At 56.0% G+C, this 16070-nt stretch carries 15 protein-coding genes; all 15 read left to right on the top strand.

The genetic code is table 11. The features are described 5' to 3' along the window. Positions 1–1001 precede the first annotated feature (1001 nt). The 15 genes from VGH19_07810 (at position 1002) to VGH19_07740 (ending at position 15491) form a co-directional block, all read left to right on the top strand. Positions 1002–1499, top strand: coding sequence for a hypothetical protein (locus VGH19_07810; protein HEY1171254.1), 498 nt, complete (start codon positions 1002–1004; stop codon positions 1497–1499). A 39-nt stretch (positions 1500–1538) separates the two neighbouring features. After that, positions 1539–2228, top strand: a complete 690-nt coding sequence (locus VGH19_07805) for a hypothetical protein (GenBank protein HEY1171253.1) — start codon at positions 1539–1541, stop codon at positions 2226–2228. 46 nt (positions 2229–2274) lie between these two features. Further along, positions 2275–2778 (top strand): DUF4240 domain-containing protein, encoded by a 504-nt coding sequence (locus VGH19_07800; protein ID HEY1171252.1) that lies wholly within the window; start codon positions 2275–2277, stop codon positions 2776–2778. Positions 2779–3577: 799 nt separating this feature from the next. Beyond that, the gene (locus tag VGH19_07795) at positions 3578–4147 is read left to right on the top strand and encodes a hypothetical protein (GenBank protein ID HEY1171251.1); all 570 of its coding nucleotides are present in this window, start codon (positions 3578–3580) and stop codon (positions 4145–4147) included. 823 nt (positions 4148–4970) lie between these two features. Next, a complete protein-coding gene (locus tag VGH19_07790) occupies positions 4971–6248 on the top strand; it encodes an acetylxylan esterase (protein ID HEY1171250.1) in 1278 nt (425 codons plus the stop codon). A gap of 315 nt (positions 6249–6563) precedes the next feature. Next, positions 6564–7448: a YicC/YloC family endoribonuclease gene (locus VGH19_07785; protein ID HEY1171249.1), complete on the top strand. Its 885-nt coding sequence runs from the start codon at positions 6564–6566 to the stop codon at positions 7446–7448. Between the two features lie 15 nt (positions 7449–7463). Next, the gene (gene gmk / locus VGH19_07780) at positions 7464–8102 is read left to right on the top strand and encodes a guanylate kinase (protein ID HEY1171248.1); all 639 of its coding nucleotides are present in this window, start codon (positions 7464–7466) and stop codon (positions 8100–8102) included. Continuing rightward, positions 8099–8653, top strand: a complete 555-nt coding sequence (locus tag VGH19_07775) for a flavoprotein (protein ID HEY1171247.1) — start codon at positions 8099–8101, stop codon at positions 8651–8653. Before gmk ends, VGH19_07775 begins: the two co-directional genes overlap by 4 nt. Positions 8654–8673: 20 nt before the next feature. Next, positions 8674–10068, top strand: a complete 1395-nt coding sequence (locus VGH19_07770; protein ID HEY1171246.1) for an ATP-binding protein — start codon at positions 8674–8676, stop codon at positions 10066–10068. Then, positions 10065–11486 (top strand): sigma-54 dependent transcriptional regulator, encoded by a 1422-nt coding sequence (locus tag VGH19_07765; protein HEY1171245.1) that lies wholly within the window; start codon positions 10065–10067, stop codon positions 11484–11486. The genes VGH19_07770 and VGH19_07765 overlap by 4 nt, the downstream gene beginning before the upstream one ends. Before the next feature lie 19 nt (positions 11487–11505). Next, on the top strand, positions 11506–11811 hold the full coding sequence (locus VGH19_07760) for a hypothetical protein (GenBank protein HEY1171244.1): 306 nt from the start codon (positions 11506–11508) through the stop codon (positions 11809–11811). After that, on the top strand, positions 11808–12683 hold the full coding sequence (gene hpnD / locus VGH19_07755) for a presqualene diphosphate synthase HpnD (GenBank protein HEY1171243.1): 876 nt from the start codon (positions 11808–11810) through the stop codon (positions 12681–12683). The genes VGH19_07760 and hpnD overlap by 4 nt, the downstream gene beginning before the upstream one ends. Next, complete coding sequence (hpnK, locus tag VGH19_07750; protein HEY1171242.1) at positions 12670–13503, top strand: hopanoid biosynthesis-associated protein HpnK; 834 nt, start codon at positions 12670–12672, stop codon at positions 13501–13503. The genes hpnD and hpnK overlap by 14 nt, the downstream gene beginning before the upstream one ends. Positions 13504–13823: 320 nt before the next feature. Next, positions 13824–14246: a DMT family transporter gene (locus tag VGH19_07745; GenBank protein ID HEY1171241.1), complete on the top strand. Its 423-nt coding sequence runs from the start codon at positions 13824–13826 to the stop codon at positions 14244–14246. A 201-nt stretch (positions 14247–14447) separates the two neighbouring features. Further along, positions 14448–15491 (top strand): agmatine deiminase family protein, encoded by a 1044-nt coding sequence (locus tag VGH19_07740; protein ID HEY1171240.1) that lies wholly within the window; start codon positions 14448–14450, stop codon positions 15489–15491. Positions 15492–16070: the final 579 nt, after the last annotated feature.

Below are 16070 nucleotides of genomic sequence, written 5' to 3'. Positions count from 1 at the left end.
TCCTTCTCCCTTGGAAGCCGAACTTCGGCCGGGAGAAGGATTGAGGATGAGGGTGCCCCCTTTCTTCATTCACCATTCTTAATTCTGCGTTCCTTAATAAGGAACTATGTCAAAGAGCAATGAAACCATCCGACCCCTGTTAATGTATCTGGCCTATGGCTCCTCCTCACAGGGAGGCCAGACTCTGATGCCGTTCCTGGCGCGGCTGGTTCCGCAGTGGGTACCAGGGTCGCACCTGCGACCTAGGGATTCCCCGGTGAGTCATAAAATCCTACGCCCACCGACGTCCCGTTCCCCCTCCAGCTTACGCGCCCCGATCCAACACCCGATACACCCACAGATCCTATAAGAGACGAGCGCTTTGCCATCTTCCTTCTCCCCTCGGAGGGGAGAAGGATTGAGGATGAGGGGTGCCCCCATTCCCGCCCCGTCTCTTAACCTGATGATCCCATAAGGCTGTCACCTCCCCACCAACGCAGGACACACCAATGCAATAAATCGCACCAACATGTTTGATGACTTGGGATTTCAGCCGTTCGTGTCCTTAACTCGAAACTTCAAACTAGGAACCAGAAACCGGCTTTGCCCCGCCTTTACCAACAACGAGTTGTCAGCAATCCCACTATCTACTTTCTCAACCCCTCAAACCACAGAAATCTATTATCCCACAGCGACATTCCTTCCAACCCCTTCCAACACAGCAAAATCCAATCGAAGATTTACCCTTTTTCACCCAAAAACAGCCCTGCGAACATCCTTTAAAATTGACTAAGTAAACAAATTTAACCTATTCGTCCCATAAGACCTATAGGACTCATCGCCTCTTCCTCTCAAAACCAAACAAGAACGCGTTTCCCATGACTTGAAACGTTGGACCTGAAACCTGAAACAATTCGCGGCTTCTCCCCGAATAGGCCCGCAGGTGCAACCAGCCCCCTCTGCTTGGATTCTGAAATTCATTGGCCAGCTCCCTAATCCTCACTAGATTGGCGATATCAAAGGTGAACCAGCCCAAAGCATACGATAAAGCCAAATGGCACGATGAAACCATCGCAGAGTATGGGCTCCCCGAGTCGCACGCCTCGCACCACATCGTCTTCTTCTTCCGCTGGTGCATCGAGCACGACTTTATCGATGAATGGCTCCGCACAGATTCCCCCGATGACTACCAAGCCGTTCGCACCGGCGAAATCTCTGCGCTCGATTACTTTGACTCCCTGGACCGCTGCCTCGTCAGTGACATGCTCACCGATGAAGGCAACGCATTCGCCGATGCCTACTTCGACTACGATCACGGGCTCTACCTCTCGGATCTTATCGCCACTCTCCAAGGCGATCTCCCCTCAGAGTTCCACATCCCGTTCAACGATGACACCTACGGCCGCATCAAAGTGATCATCGATAAGCGCTACGCCGCGTGGAAGGCTGGCGATCTGGCCAGCGTCTCTAAAAAGCAACCTCAGAAACGCAAATGGTGGCAATTCTGGAAACAGCCATAATCTCATTCCAGGGAAATACGAAAATAAACCACCACACCCATGCCACCCGCTCCCGAACACCCGAACCGCACCGCCTCCCAGATTCTGCGCTACGGCGGGGTCGAAGAAGCCGTCGCCAAATTTGAAGCCGGTAGCGACCCACACGAGATCGACGAGATGTTCTGCACACCCATCATTTATGCTGCCGCTCGCGGTTCCTGGTTAGCCTTCGAGACCCTGATCAAACACGGCGCCGACCCGGCACATACGGGCCGCTTTGGTGAAACCGCCTTTGGTATCGCTCTCGCCGGTACGCTGCGAGCCAATTCACGGAACTGGTCCCAACGACAGATTGCTGACTGCAAAAAGATAGTGAAACACCTGGCCCTCCATGGCTCCCTGAGTCCCGAACAGGAAGCCGTCTACGCCATCGCCAAGAACAAATGGAAACGCGTGGCTGAATTGCTCGCCAACGGCCTTTCTATCGATGCTGGCATTCCCGATTGTAACGCTGATATCACCCCACCCACCACGCAAAAGCAACTGGATGCATACACGGAAAAATGCCTTTCCAAAAAGAATCCCACCATCGTGGTGAACCAGCTGTCTCTCTTGATGTGGGCCGCCGGCTTGGGCCGCTTTGAGATCTACGATTCCCTGCTCAAGGCCGGTGCAGACGAGAACTACCGTGACGCTTTTGACAACCCGGCCAAAGACTACTTCACCCACCACAGCCGAAACAAAAAGTGACAGGAATACACACTCACTCAGGCGCACACATAAAATCCATCACCCTATGACCCCCGACCAATTCTGGACCCTTGTTGAACGCGTCCACCACGCCTCCAAAGGCGACATGGATAGAAAATGCGAACTGCTGGAGGCCGAGCTCCGCAAGTTCTCCTTGGCCGAAGTAAGATCTTTTCACGCGTACTTTACTGAATGCTATGACCTCGCCTATCACTGGCCGCTTTGGGCCGCCGCCTACATCATCGGTCATGGTTGCTCAGACGATTCCTTCATGGATTTCCGCAGCACCCTCATCTCCATGGGCCGCTCAACCTTTGAGCAAGCCCTCGCGAATCCTGAATACCTGGCCGACATCGATTACGATGCCGAGATCGCTCACTACGAAGGCTATCTATACGTGCTGGATACCGTGGAAGAAGACCTCAGCGGCGGCGAGGACCTCCCTCGCACCCAGCCCCAACCCGAAGAACCCTCCGGCGAACGCTGGGACGAAGACAAAGTCGCCGACCTCTTCCCCAAACTCGCCCAGAAATACAACTACAACGGCTAGACAAATTAAGCAGCCGCTCGCAAACAATCGCAAGCAGATGGTAAGGCCCGTCTCTCTGCTGGCCTTCGGTGCAACCGACGGGCCGCTCCTTCCTTAGCCGACGAAGGAGGCTCTGACACTCACGTCCGCTAAATCCCGGAGGGCGTGCCAGATTCGAAATCGAAATAACATTTCCCACCTCATCACAAACGCCGCCACGATCACCCTGCTGCTTACCCCAAAAAACATTCCATCAATCAGCGCAAGACGCCTACTCCGTGACAATGGTAAAATCCAAACCGCTCTTGGATATATCCACCCTTTCCTCATTTCCATTGAGGAGAAAATGTATGGCATCTCGATTATTCAAAGTGACTTTTGGAAACCATTTCGTTCCGTAGTAAACCCTTAAAAAACCATTACTATCTGTGATGTTTCCTACGTATCCCGAACGGGTATGCACGTGAAGCAGAGCCCCACCACAGGTATTCCATTCGTATCACTCACCCGAAAAGTGAGCTGAAAAGGCACCCCATTTTCAGCAACACTCATATTTCTTTGCGTATGAGTAAATGAATCTGCCAACCCTCCTTGCCCCTTGCACCCTTCTCCACCTATCGCTCCCCCGACATAACCAATGCCAAAAATTATCAGCCCCGCAAAAAGGAACATCACACACTTGAAGAAAAGTGATTTTGTCATACCAAATCCATGCTCCACCTTTTACCGCAATAGTAGCACCAATGTCTTGCTTGAAAGCCAAACTCAAATTTGAACTGGTGACAATTCCCGATTTCGCCATCATCTTCTCATACCGAGCATGAGCCTCCCCGCCATCCACTTCATCAAGCTCACGCTCATTCTTTTACTATTATCTTTCACCGCCTGCGACCAAACCAAACAAACCATCAAAGAAACCAAGCAAGGCTACATCGAACTCGAACGCATCATCGGCCAGCTTCATACCGCACTCAGCACCACGGATTGGGCCCAAGCCAAGCAAGCTGCCACCCAGGCCGATGACTTCCTCCAAACCCGCGCCCTGTCATGGTATGTGCAGATACTGATCGCCGAAGAAAAAGACGGTATCCCCGCCGCCCAAGCCCTGCTCACCGATCTCCGCAAAACTAATCCAATTCTCCCCGCTGAACTTAAAACCCTCGACACCATGGAGAAATATTTCCGCGAAAAAGGCTCCGCCCGCAGCATCGACCTGCTCTTCCTCATCACCGCCATCGCTGCTGAAAACAAACTCCCGCATCAAGGCGCCAGCTTCATCACCAACCTCCAGGCCAAATACCACCAATCCCGCAACCTTCCCCTTCCCGCTGCAACCACCAACGCCTCAACCTCAGAAGCACCAGCAACAATCAACAACTCAGCAAGGTAGGATTGCCTGATTCATGTCCTTATTTGTCACCCTCTCTTCGTTCGCTTGGTGAACTCCTGTTCGCGTATTTGGCGTATTTCGCGGTTCAAAACCCCACCTCTCTGTGGTTAGCCCTTTCTTCCTTGGCTAGAGCGTTTCAAGAAATACTGTGGTCGATTGGAGCGAGGATTTTTGGGTCAGGGCGAGGCTTTGGCGAATGAGCAGGTTCCAAGGACCCTGTGACTGAGCCGAAACGACGCCCTGACCCAAAAAGACCGCTCGCTCCGCTCCCCAGACAATCGGCTACAGTATTTCTTGAACCGCTCTAGATGCTATTGTCGATTGGCTATTCAATTCCCCCTTCGCGTATCTTCGCGCCCTTCTGTTAAAACTCCGTTCCCTCTGTTTCTCTCCTGTTCAATTTCCCCTCTTCATAGCCGCCAAGCTCGGGAGGCGGAACTTCCTAATTTCGATGTTCGATGTTCGATGTTCGATGTTCGATGTTCGATGTTCGATGTTCGATGTTCGATGTTCGATGTTCGATGTTTCCCCCAAAAAAAATTGGCCCGCCGGTGCAACCGGTTTCGATGCTCCCTTCCTTTTGCGCCTTCTGTGCTTGTTTGTGGCCCCACCCCTCTCTCCCTTTTCGAATATTCCGCGTATTTCGCGGTCAACCTGTTCCTCCTCAAAAATCCTACCAAGCTTGACGCTGGCTAACCTCAAGCAGACAGTGATTCTCAACCACCCAACAATGAACCTTTTACACACATCACTCACTCTCCTCCCCCTCTTCTTTCGATGTTCGATGTTGGGCGTTTTGGCCAGCCGGTGCAACCGGTGTTCGATGTTTGCCCTTTCCCTCACCCTCCTCCCCATTCTCGCCCAAGCCGCCGAATCCACCTCCCACAACCGCAACTACGACGAATCCAAAGTCGCTCCCTACACCTTGCCCGATCCCTTGCTCGCCCGCGATGGCCACCCCATCACCACCACCAACGAATGGACCACCCTCCGTCGCGGCGAAATCCTCCAAGATTTCCGCGACCTCATGTACGGCCACACCCCGAAGCTCCCCGTCAAACTCCGCTCAGAAATCACCGCCACTCGCAAAGACGCCGTGAACGGCCTCGCCACCCGCACCCAGATCACCCTCCGCTTCTTCGATGACCCCGCCGCCCCGTCCATCCACCTCATGCTCTACGTGCCGAACGGAGCGAAAAAGCCCGCCCCCGTTTTCCTCGGCCTGAATTACTTCGGCAACGCCAGCCTCGAAAAAGATCCCACCATCCCCCTCTCCGACCGCTGGATGCGTCCCTCTGCCGACATGGGCATCGTGAACAACCGCGCCACCGAAGCCACCCGCGGTGTCCACGCCTCCCGCTGGCCCCTCGAACTCGCCCTGCAACGCGGCTACGCCGTCACCACCTTTTATTATGGTGATGTCGAACCCGACCACCTCGAAGGCTGGCGCGACGGCATCCGCGGTTACGCCCTCAAGCAATCAGGCCGCACCGAACGCAAGCCCACCGAATGGGGCGCTCTCGGCGCGTGGGCCTGGGGCCTCAGCCGCGCCCTCGATTACCTCGAGACAAATCCCTACCTGGACGCCCGCAACGTCGCCATCTTCGGCCATTCCCGCCACGGCAAAGCCACCCTCTGGGCCGGTGCCCAAGACGAACGCTTCGCCCTCGTCATCTCAAACAACAGTGGCGAAGGCGGCGCATCCCTGGCCCGGCGCAACTTCGGCGAAAACATCGCCTACTCCATCGCCCACGCCTCCTGGCGCTACAGCGACAAATTCCGCGACTACATCGACCGCCCGCAAGACCTCCCCTTCGATCAACACACTCTCCTCGCCCTCATCGCCCCTCGGCCCCTCTACATCGCCAGCGCCACCGAAGACGCCCTCGCCGACCCCAAAGGCGAATTCCTCAGCGCCCTCCACGCCGAACCCGTTTACAAACTGTTTGGCCGCCCCGGCCTCGGCACCACCGCGTGGCCCAAACCCGATCACCCCATCGGCCAGACCATCCGCTACCACCTCCGCACCGGCAAACACGACATCACCCCGTATGACTGGCAACAATACCTAACCTTCGCCGACCGTCACCTCCCCCGTTAAGATGTCGCGCCCATCGTCCTCAAAACCGTAGCCGCCGACATTAGTCGGCGCTAACCTCCTTCCTCTCGATGTTGGAAGTTGGGCGTTCGATGTTCGATGTTTCCCCTCAATCCTCGTTCTCGTCGTCGTCCCCGTCCTCGCTTCCCTCCCCCTTCGCTCCCTTCTGTTCAAAACTCCGTTCCCTCTGTTCGCTCCTGTTCAAATCCCCCTTTTTCACCCTCCTAATTCGTGCTAATCCGTGAAATTCGTGTCTTCTCCTCCCCAGCCCGCTTTCATTTCGACTTTCCTCTGCCATTCCCGCATAATCTCCCTCGCATGAAATCAATGACGGGATACGGGCGCGGGGAATGCGCTCAAAACGGTTATAAATTTTCCGTGGAAGCCAGCTCGGTGAACCGCAAGCAGACGGACATCGCGCTCACCTTGCCGCGCAACTTGGAACCGCTGGAAGCGCAAGTTCGCGATGAGATCAACCGCAGCATCTCCCGCGGCCGCATCGTCGTGCGCGTGGCCCTCCATGCTGCGAAGGACAAGGCCGCTGGTCAGATCCGCCTGAACGATGATCTCGCCAAGGCGTACGTGAAGGAATTCAAACGCCTCGCCAAAGAACTCAAGCTCAAGAACGACGAAGTCACCCTGGACCTCCTCCTGCGTTCCCCCGGCGTCGTTCAAGCCGCCGAAGACGAATCCGATGCCGAAGATTACTGGCCGGACTTGCAGAAGGCCCTCCAACAAGCCCTCGCCGAGATGTTGAAGATGCGCGAGCGCGAAGGCAAATCACTCGAGAAAGACCTCGTCGCCCGCCTGAAAGAGATCAAGTCCGCCGTACAACGAATCGCCAAGCGCGCCCCGGAAGTGCAAGTGCGTTATCGCGAGCAATTGCAGCAACGCATCAAAAACGCCGGTCTCGATTTGCCACAAGTGGAAGACGAACGCCTCATCAAAGAAGTCGTCTATTTCGCCGACCGCTCCGACATCACCGAAGAACTCACCCGCTTGAACAGCCACTTCGGCCAGTTCGAGGAATGCGTGAAGGCCAAGGAACCCGTGGGCCGCACCTTGGACTTCCTCTCCCAAGAGATGAATCGCGAGGTGAACACCATCGGCTCCAAGGCGAACGACGCTGAGATCGCCCGCGACGTCGTGATCATCAAAGCGGAACTGGAACGCTTCCGCGAACAGGTGCAGAATATCGAATAGTAACGGGCAAGCATCATGGGTCACAACGCATCACAGGCTTTATTGGTCGTCCTCTCCGCTCCTTCCGGCGCGGGCAAGACGACCTTGGGTGACAACCTCCTCCTCAAGCGCAAGGACATCATCCGCGTCGTCACCTGCACCACCCGCCAACCGCGCCCCGGTGAACAGCACGGCGTGCATTACTTCTTCTTCAGCATGGAAGAGTTCAACCGCCGCGTGGCCGCCGGTGAGTTCCTCGAATACGCCGATGTCTATATCAACCGCTACGGCACCCTGAAGAGCGAAGTCCTCGGTAAATTGCGCGCCGGTCACGATGTCCTCCTGACCATCGACGTCCAAGGTGCCGCCACCGTGCGTCAACTCGCCAAGACCGATCCCGAACTCGAACGCGCCTTGGTCACCGTCTTTCTCACGCCGCCTTCGCGCAAAGAACTCGAAGCCCGCCTCAACGGTCGCGGCACCGAAACACCCGAAGTTCTCGCCCGTCGTTTACAGGAAGCCACTCACGAACTCGAACAAGCGCCCCACTTCGACTATCTTCTCCTCAGCGAGACGCGGGAGAAGGACTTGGCGGCGCTGGAAGAGATCATCCACGCCGAGCATCGTCGCACCAAGCGCCTGCCCTTGCCCGAAGCATTGAAAGCCACGTCATGAGCACTACGAAGAACATCGTGTTAGGCGTCACCGGCTCCATCGCCGCGCACAAGGCCGTGGACCTCGCCAGCCTCCTCACCAAGGCCGGTGCCACCGTGGACGTGACCATGACCGCCGATGCCCAGCGCTTCGTCACTCCTCTGCCCTTCAAGACGCTCACGCGCCGCCCCGTGGTCACCGATCTCTACGATGAAGAGGAAGGCTGGAAGCCCAGCCACATCCGCCTGGCCGATGAAGCCCATCTCCTCCTCATCGCTCCCGCCACTGCGAACATCCTCGCCAAGATGGCCCACGGCCTTTCCGATGACGCCCTGAGCTGCATCGCCCTCGCCCTAAATCCGCAGGCGAAGATCCTCGTCGCCCCCGCGATGAACGGGAAGATGTGGCTCCACCCCGCTACGCAGGCGAACGTGAAGACTTTGAAAGAACGCGGTGTGCAATTCATCGGTCCGGATGAAGGCATGCTCTCCTGCGGTTACGAAGGCATCGGCCGTTTGTGGCCCATCGATAAAATTTCCGCGAAAGCATTGGAACTGCTCGGCACCACCTAGACGTGCCACCAAATGCGGGCATGAGATTCAAGACGCTCAAAGGATTGGCCAGTGTGTTGATCAGCCCGCCGGTTGATCCGCAGGAGCAATCGCGCCGCATCGGGTTCATGGAGGAGAATGTCGTCCTCCCCGTGAAAGCCATCCTGATCGCGATGGTCTATTACTTCCTCTTTTTCTCCGGAGAATTCGATGGCGTCCGCTATCTGGGTGACGGCGATTTCCCCATCGAGAGCATCCGGATGGTCCTCATCGCCTATTTGATCTTCAATTGTAGCGTGGCTTTTGTGCTGGTGCGTCACAATCGCTACAGCTCCCGCTTTGTCCAATGGACCGTGTTCGTGAACAACCTGATGGATGCCCTCATCCTCGCCATGTGTACCATGCTCACTGGCGGTTTGAACACCTATGCCTATTGGGTTTTCCTCGCTCTCATCATCCGGAATTCTGTCAGCATACCTTCTGCCCCCTGGCAGATTAGCCTGAACCTGTTGCTCATCGTCTGCTATGTCGCCGCCGCGATCATCGATAAGACCTCCATCACGTTCGATATCGAACCGCAGTTCGGATTGACCGACACACAGATGCGCATCAAGGGCTACACCTACCAGCCCTACATCATCCGCGTTTTCCTGATGCTGCTGGTCATGGCCTGCAGCTATGGCTTGCAGATCCTGTTCAATCGCCAGCGGCAGGCAGAAGAAGATTCACGCGAACATTTGCTGCGCCAGGAACAGTTGCAATCCGCCGGACGCGTCGCCGCCGAGATCGCCCACCAGATCAAGAACCCGCTGGCCATCATCACGAACGCCTCCTATTCCCTGCAGAAAAGCATGGCCGCTGAGGGCAAAAAATCCGCCCTGCAACAGATCCAGATCATCCGCGATGAAGTGGAACGCGCCGACCGCATCATCACCGAGCTTATGGGTTACGCCCAGCTCGCCGAAGGCAAAGTCGAGAAGCTCGATGTCCGTGAGGAATTGAACAAAGCCATCGACTCCGTTTTTCCCAAAGGCACCCACGAAAAGATCAAAGTGGTCCGCGACTACGATTCCGACCTCCTCGCCTTGCAGATGCAGCAGCGCCATCTCTCCGAGGTATTCGTCAATCTCCTGACCAATGCCCGGGAGGCCATGGACGGCGAAGGCCGCATCAAGATCACCGCGCGCAACGCCAAAGATTACACCGTCATCATCACCTTTGAAGACGATGGTCCGGGCATCCCGGCCGAGAAGATCGTCAAAATATTCGAGGCCTATTTCACCACCAAGGAAAAGGGCTCCGGCCTTGGATTGGCCATCGCACGCCAAAATGTGGAGATCTATGGCGGCACACTGTCAGTGGAATCTGAGATTGGACAAGGAGCCAAGTTCATCTTAAATCTCCCGGCAAGAACCATGATGCGTATCAACCGATGAGCCGTACATTGCCACCCATACTGGTCGTCGATGACGAGAAGAACATGCGGGTCTCCCTGCAGACGATTCTCGAAGAGGAAGGCTATGACGTCGTCTGCGTCGATTCCGCGGAGGAGGCGCTGCGCCGTCTGGATGCGGACGAGCACCTGATGATCATCACGGATGCCCGTCTCGGCGGCATGAGCGGCTATGAATTTCTCGGCAAGGTCAAAGCCCGCTGGCCGCAGCTCCCCATCGTCATGATCACCGCCTACACCACCACCAAGCTGGCAGTGGAGGCGATCAAAGCCGGAGCGATGGATTATCTCGCCAAGCCCTTCGCCCCGGAAGAACTGCTGCACATCGTAGAACGGTGCGGTGAACGCCACGAACTGTTGAAGGAGAACGAATCCCTCCGTTCGCGCAGTTCCGAGACGTATCGGCTGGAAGACATCATCGGCGAATCACAGCGCCTCAAGGAACTCCGTCAGCTCATCAAGACCGTTGCCCCGACCAATGCCACCGTCCTCATCCTCGGCGAAAGCGGCACGGGCAAGGAACTGATCGCCGGTGCGATGCACAGCCTGAGCCAGCGCACGCGGAAGAATTATGTGCGCATCAACTGTGCCGCCATTCCTGAGATGCTGCTGGAAAGCGAACTCTTCGGCCACGAGAAAGGTGCCTTCACCGGTGCGCTCAAGCAAAAGATCGGCCGTGTAGAAGAAGCCCATGGCGGCACCATTTTCCTCGATGAGATCGGCGACATGAGCCGCCCCTTGCAGGCGAAGCTTCTGCGCTTCCTCGAAGACGGCTCATTCACCCGCGTCGGCGGCAATGACGAGCACAAGGTGGACGTCCGCCTCATCGCCGCAACCAATCGCGATGTCATCAAAGCCATTGAAGACGGCCATTTCCGCGAAGACCTTTATCATCGCCTGAACGTCGTGCAGTTCCGCCCCACCCCGTTGCGCGAACGTGGTCGCGATATCATTCTGCTGGCCGAGCATTTCCTGAAACATTTCAACCAGATCATGGGCAAGCATGTGCAACGCCTGTCCAAGAACGCCGAAGGCCACCTGCTCGCCCACCACTGGCCGGGCAATGTGCGCGAGCTGAGGAATGTCATCGAGCGGGCAGTGATCCTCGAAGGCACCCAGGAGATCATCGTGAGCAGCCTGCCGGACTTCCATCTGGAGAACCGCTTGCAGAAGGGTGAAAGCCCGCGCCTGCCTGTGGCGCAATCGCTCGATGACGCACTGGCGGATTATGAGAAGAAGCTCATTTTGACCACCATCGAGCAGAACCGGTTCAGCTTGTCGCGCTCGGCAGAACAGTTGAAGATGAGCCGTCATGCCTTGCGTTACCGGATGCAACGGCTGAACATCAGCCTCGATCAGGCCGGCGATGATGCAGAAGACAATGAAGCGGGCGGCAAGTGATTGACGCCATCGCGGACGCATGAAAAGCGAAACACTAGAAACGCAGATCAACAGCCAGCGGATGTCCCAGAGCGGGACGTCGCTAGATCAAGCAACCGTGATGGTGCCTGCCGTCGGTGTCGGCCTGCTGGTGACGTTGATGGTAGTCTTCTATGTGTACTACCGTCGCAAGCAAAAGCGGCACCAGCCAAACACGCCCACCACTTCCCAGGTGAAGAAACTGGACCAATCTTCTCGTTCGCTCCGTAAACGCGGCCAGACTCTGGCCGAAACCGGCGGTCTGCCGCCGATTCGTTCCTCCTGCAATAAGGAGGCGGCCTCGTGAGCGCACAAGTAAGCGAAGGCATCACCCAACGCAGCCAGTCCAATCTGACGGCGGGATTTATTCTTTTGCCAGAGGAGAAACGCTACGCCATGTCCGCACTGTATGCCTTCTGCCGTGAGGTGGATGACGTGGCAGATGAAGAGACCGCGCCGGTGGAAACGCGCCGCATACAACTCGCCGAGTGGCGCGAGGACATCCGTATCGCTTGTGATGGCGGCCAGCCGAAGTTCGTGGTGAATCGTGAATTGCAGCCCTACATCCAGCGTTACGGCATGCAATACGAACACTTCGATGCCCTCATCCGCGGTTGCGAGATGGACCTCGATACGTTCCGCTACGAGACCATGGCGGACATGGAGAACTACTGTTACCACGTCGCCTCCGTGGTCGGCTTGTTGAGCATCCAGATCTTCGAATACAAGAATCCCGCGTGCAAAGAATACGCCGTGCATCTGGGCAAGGCGCTGCAATACACCAATATCTTGCGCGATGTGCGGAATGATGCCGAGCGTGGCCGCATCTACCTTCCTCTGGCGGAACTCCGCAAGCACGGCGTGACGGAGCAGGAGATTTTGGATTTCAAATACACGTCCAAGTTCCGGGATCTGGCGAAGTCCGTCGCCACGCAAGCACGTGCTTTTTACGATTTGGCGCGGAAAACCTTGCCGCCGGAGGACAAGCGAAACATGATGACGGCGGAGTTGATGGGGATGGTCTACGGCCGTTTGCTGGTCAAGCTGGAGACCGTGGATTTCAACGTCTTCGGACCTGAGAAGATCCGGTTGAGCAAGCCGCAAAAGATTTCCCTCATTTTCCGCACCTGGTTGGGGATGACCATGGGTAGCGCAGTGCCAGGGTATGGAATCCGCTAAGAAGACAAGGAGACTGATAGTTAACGCTGATGATTTTGGCCGTTCTGCAAGCATCAATGCGGCAGTCATCCGTGCCCACAAGGAAGGCATCCTCACCACGGCCAGCCTCATGGTGAATGGCAGCGCTTTTCAAGAAGCGGTAGAGCTGGCTCATGAAAATCCGGATCTGGGAGTGGGCCTGCATCTCTCGCTCGTATGCGGTCGCTCCAGCCTGAAGCCCACTGAGATCCCGGGATTGGTGGACAATCGGTATCAGTTCAGCAACAGCGCAGTCAGTGCAGGCATCCGCTACTTCTTCAATACAGATCTGCGTGCGCAATTACGCCACGAGATCCGCGCGCAGCTCCAGAAATTCGGCCTCACCAAGCTCAAGCTCGATCACGTGAACGGGCATCTGAACATGCACATGCATCCCACCGTGTTCAGCATCCTCCGCCATCACGCGATTGATCTGGGCATGCGTCAGATGCGCGTCACGCGTGACCCGTTTGGATTAAATGCAGGCATCGCGGGTGGTGAGTGGCTTTATCGCACGAGCCATGCTGTGATCTTCAATCTGCTCTCCGCCTATGTCCGTCCCGGATTGAAGCGACAGGACATACGGCACACGGACCAAGTCTTCGGCCTGTTGCAAAACGGTCGGGTGGATGAAACTTATGTGCTGAAGTTGCTGAAGCGCTTGCCCGCCGGGGATTCGGAGCTGTACTCCCATCCCTCGCTGGACGAGTTTAAGCACGAGTATGAGGCGTTGGTGAGCCCGCGCGTCCGCCAACTGGTGGAAGCAGAAGGCATCCGCCTCATCCGCTATCAGGATCTTTAGAGAATGTCATGAACCTTAGCGGGTCGATAACGGAGAGACACATCCATTTGTTCTCACTCTCCCCTCAACGGGATGAGCATTACCCACAAGTGTTTTGGCGAGCAAAAGAGTGACCTTGGCTGGCTATTCCTTCTTATGGTGGGGCAAAGCTGCCGCTTTGCCCTAACTTTGGCCTTCACCGCCGTGCTCGCAATTTGAACCGGCCATCGAAAAACACCCTTCACCCCTCAAGAAATACCCCCGACTTTTTCAGTTCCCCACTCTCTGTCAGCAGATTTTTGCGATTTGCTCCAGAATAGTTCCTGACACACTCTAAGCCCATGTGGAAGCTGCTGCTCATTTTGCTCGTCGGCCTGTTCTTTGAATCCGTCGGCGTGGTGTGCCTGAAAAAAGGCATCACCGAGATGGGTGAGATCAACGGCTTCAACAAGACTGAGATCATCCGCGTGATCAAAGCAGGCATCACGAACAAACACATCCTGCTCGGCGTGCTCTTTGAAGCGCTCTTCTTCGGATGTCTGCTGATCCTGATGTCCCGCGGCGATGTCAGTTTCGTCTGGCCGCTCACCGCATTGAGCTTCGTCTTCACCACCTTTGCCGCCACGTGGTTCCTGGGGGAAAAAGTGAGTTCCGTGCGGTGGCTTGGAGTGATCCTTATTTTGGTCGGCGCAGGGCTGGTAAGCTACAGCGAAAAGCAGAAGGAGAAAGAAGCCGCTCTGCCCGGTCACAGGGAGCAGAAATGACATTCCTACGGTTCAGCCCCTCCCGATAGGGAGCGCGGAGCACCGCATCCCTACCGAGATGGGGCGAACGCAGCACGTTCTTGTTTTTTGAGGGGTGCCTGATCGCCTCCGTCGGCATAACTTAACAAACTTCTCCTTTACGCCTCCCCTTCCCCCGTTTAACAGAAGTCATCGAAATTGCTTTGACGTTACTTTGATCCAATGACAACACCGGCACAACTTGGCTATCGCATGCCCGCAGAGTGGGAGCAGCACACGGGCACTTGGTTCTCCTGGCCTCGTCCTGAGGGCATCAGCTTTCCGGATAAATACGACACGGTGCCGCCGGTCTATGCGGAGCTGATCAAGCATCTCGTGAAGGTGGAGGACGTGAATATCAACGTCTGGCACGCGGAGATGGAGGCTTGGGTGCGCGGGTTGTTGAAAGACAACGGCACGCCGCTGGAACGCGTGAAGTTTCATCATTTCCCCACGTATGAACCGTGGTGCCGCGATCACGGTCCGATCTTCCTTGTGCGCGATCAGGGTGGCAAACATGAGCGCGCCATCGTGGACTGGGCTTACAACGCCTGGGGTGGCAAGTATCCGCCATTCGACCTGGATGACGCCGTACCACAGCATGTCGCGAAGTTGCGCGGGCTCCCCCTCTTCTCACCTAACATTGTGATGGAAGGCGGCGCGCTGGATGTGAATGGCAAGGGCACCTTGCTCACCACGGAAGCGTGCTTGCTGAATCCGAATCGCAATCCCGATCTCTCGAAGGAACAGATCGAGCAGTATCTGAAGGATTACCTCAGTGTGACGAATATTCTCTGGCTCGGCGATGGCATCGTGGGTGATGACACGGATGGGCACGTGGATGACCTCACGCGTTTCGTGAACCCCACCACCGTCGTCACCATCGTGGAGGAAGATCCGCAGGATGAGAATTATCATCTCCTCCAAGAAAACCTGAAACGGCTCCAGACGATGAAGGATCAGGATGGGCGTCCTTTACGAGTCGTGGAATTGCCGATGCCGGGTTTGGTGGAGTTCGATGGTCAACGGCTCCCGGCCAGTTACGCGAACTTCTACATCGCCAATGGCATCGTGCTCGTGCCGACGTATCGGCATAAGAACGATCAGAAGGCCATCGATATCCTCCAGCGCGAGATGCCGAGCCATAAGGTCATCGGCGTGGATTCGACGGAACTGATCTGGGGCTTGGGCTCCTTCCACTGCATCAGCCAGCAGGAACCGGCGTAGCGCCGCCAAAGGCGGAATGACGAATGTCGAAGCTTGAATGACGAAGGAATGAGCAAGGGTGGTAGGGCCCGTCTGTCCTCAGCGGGCCGGGGTGCGACTAGTTTGCGGCAGATAGATTCATCAAGGCTGCCTCTGGACGTTAGTTAGTTTTTGGAGAATTCAGATGATTCAGGCTTCGGCGGCGGCGCGGTGAGGACACCGCGCCCTACCAACCGTGCCGTTTTCCACTCGAAAGAATAACCATAAACTCTTGCAAGCAAACAACTAACATCGGCATTAGTCACTATTTCATTCCTTCGTCATTCGGATTTCGTCATTCGTCATTTCCTCTGGATTAGAGGCTTGACCCACAGGGGTATTTCTCTAATATCTTCGCCCACAAATGACCGTTAGCGTACAAGTTCTGGTAGTAGTAGCGGGGGTAGTAAGCCCTGCCGCTGGACCTTGTCGTTTTTAACCAAGATTTAGACAAGAACCCACGGCTGGCAACGGTCGTGGGTTTTTAATTTACTCGCGGCCACCGGCTGTAAAACACAGAGAAAAGTCAGTATGAGCAAAGGCACCATAGCGAAAGCGAAG

The sequence above is a fragment of the Verrucomicrobiia bacterium genome (genome assembly GCA_036405135.1).
In the GTDB taxonomy this organism is placed as follows: Bacteria; Verrucomicrobiota; Verrucomicrobiia; order Limisphaerales; family JAEYXS01; genus JAEYXS01.
The sequence above is the reverse complement of the archived record's forward strand: the minus strand, read 5'-3'. Positions and strand labels throughout refer to the sequence as shown.

Bases quoted from the DNA above. Each gene is read 5' to 3' on its own strand.
- VGH19_07805 (HEY1171253.1), top strand. From the start codon at position 1,539: ATGCCACCCGCTCCCGAACACCCGAACCGCACCGCCTCCCAGATTCTG.
- VGH19_07800 (HEY1171252.1), top strand. From the start codon at position 2,275: ATGACCCCCGACCAATTCTGGACCCTTGTTGAACGCGTCCACCACGCC.
- VGH19_07795 (HEY1171251.1), top strand. From the start codon at position 3,578: ATGAGCCTCCCCGCCATCCACTTCATCAAGCTCACGCTCATTCTTTTA.
- VGH19_07790 (HEY1171250.1), top strand. From the start codon at position 4,971: ATGTTTGCCCTTTCCCTCACCCTCCTCCCCATTCTCGCCCAAGCCGCC.
- VGH19_07785 (HEY1171249.1), top strand. From the start codon at position 6,564: ATGAAATCAATGACGGGATACGGGCGCGGGGAATGCGCTCAAAACGGT.
- gmk (HEY1171248.1), top strand. From the start codon at position 7,464: ATGGGTCACAACGCATCACAGGCTTTATTGGTCGTCCTCTCCGCTCCT.
- VGH19_07775 (HEY1171247.1), top strand. From the start codon at position 8,099: ATGAGCACTACGAAGAACATCGTGTTAGGCGTCACCGGCTCCATCGCC.
- VGH19_07770 (HEY1171246.1), top strand. From the start codon at position 8,674: ATGAGATTCAAGACGCTCAAAGGATTGGCCAGTGTGTTGATCAGCCCG.
- VGH19_07765 (HEY1171245.1), top strand. From the start codon at position 10,065: ATGAGCCGTACATTGCCACCCATACTGGTCGTCGATGACGAGAAGAAC.
- VGH19_07760 (HEY1171244.1), top strand. From the start codon at position 11,506: ATGAAAAGCGAAACACTAGAAACGCAGATCAACAGCCAGCGGATGTCC.
- hpnK (HEY1171242.1), top strand. From the start codon at position 12,670: ATGGAATCCGCTAAGAAGACAAGGAGACTGATAGTTAACGCTGATGAT.
- VGH19_07745 (HEY1171241.1), top strand. From the start codon at position 13,824: ATGTGGAAGCTGCTGCTCATTTTGCTCGTCGGCCTGTTCTTTGAATCC.
- VGH19_07740 (HEY1171240.1), top strand. From the start codon at position 14,448: ATGACAACACCGGCACAACTTGGCTATCGCATGCCCGCAGAGTGGGAG.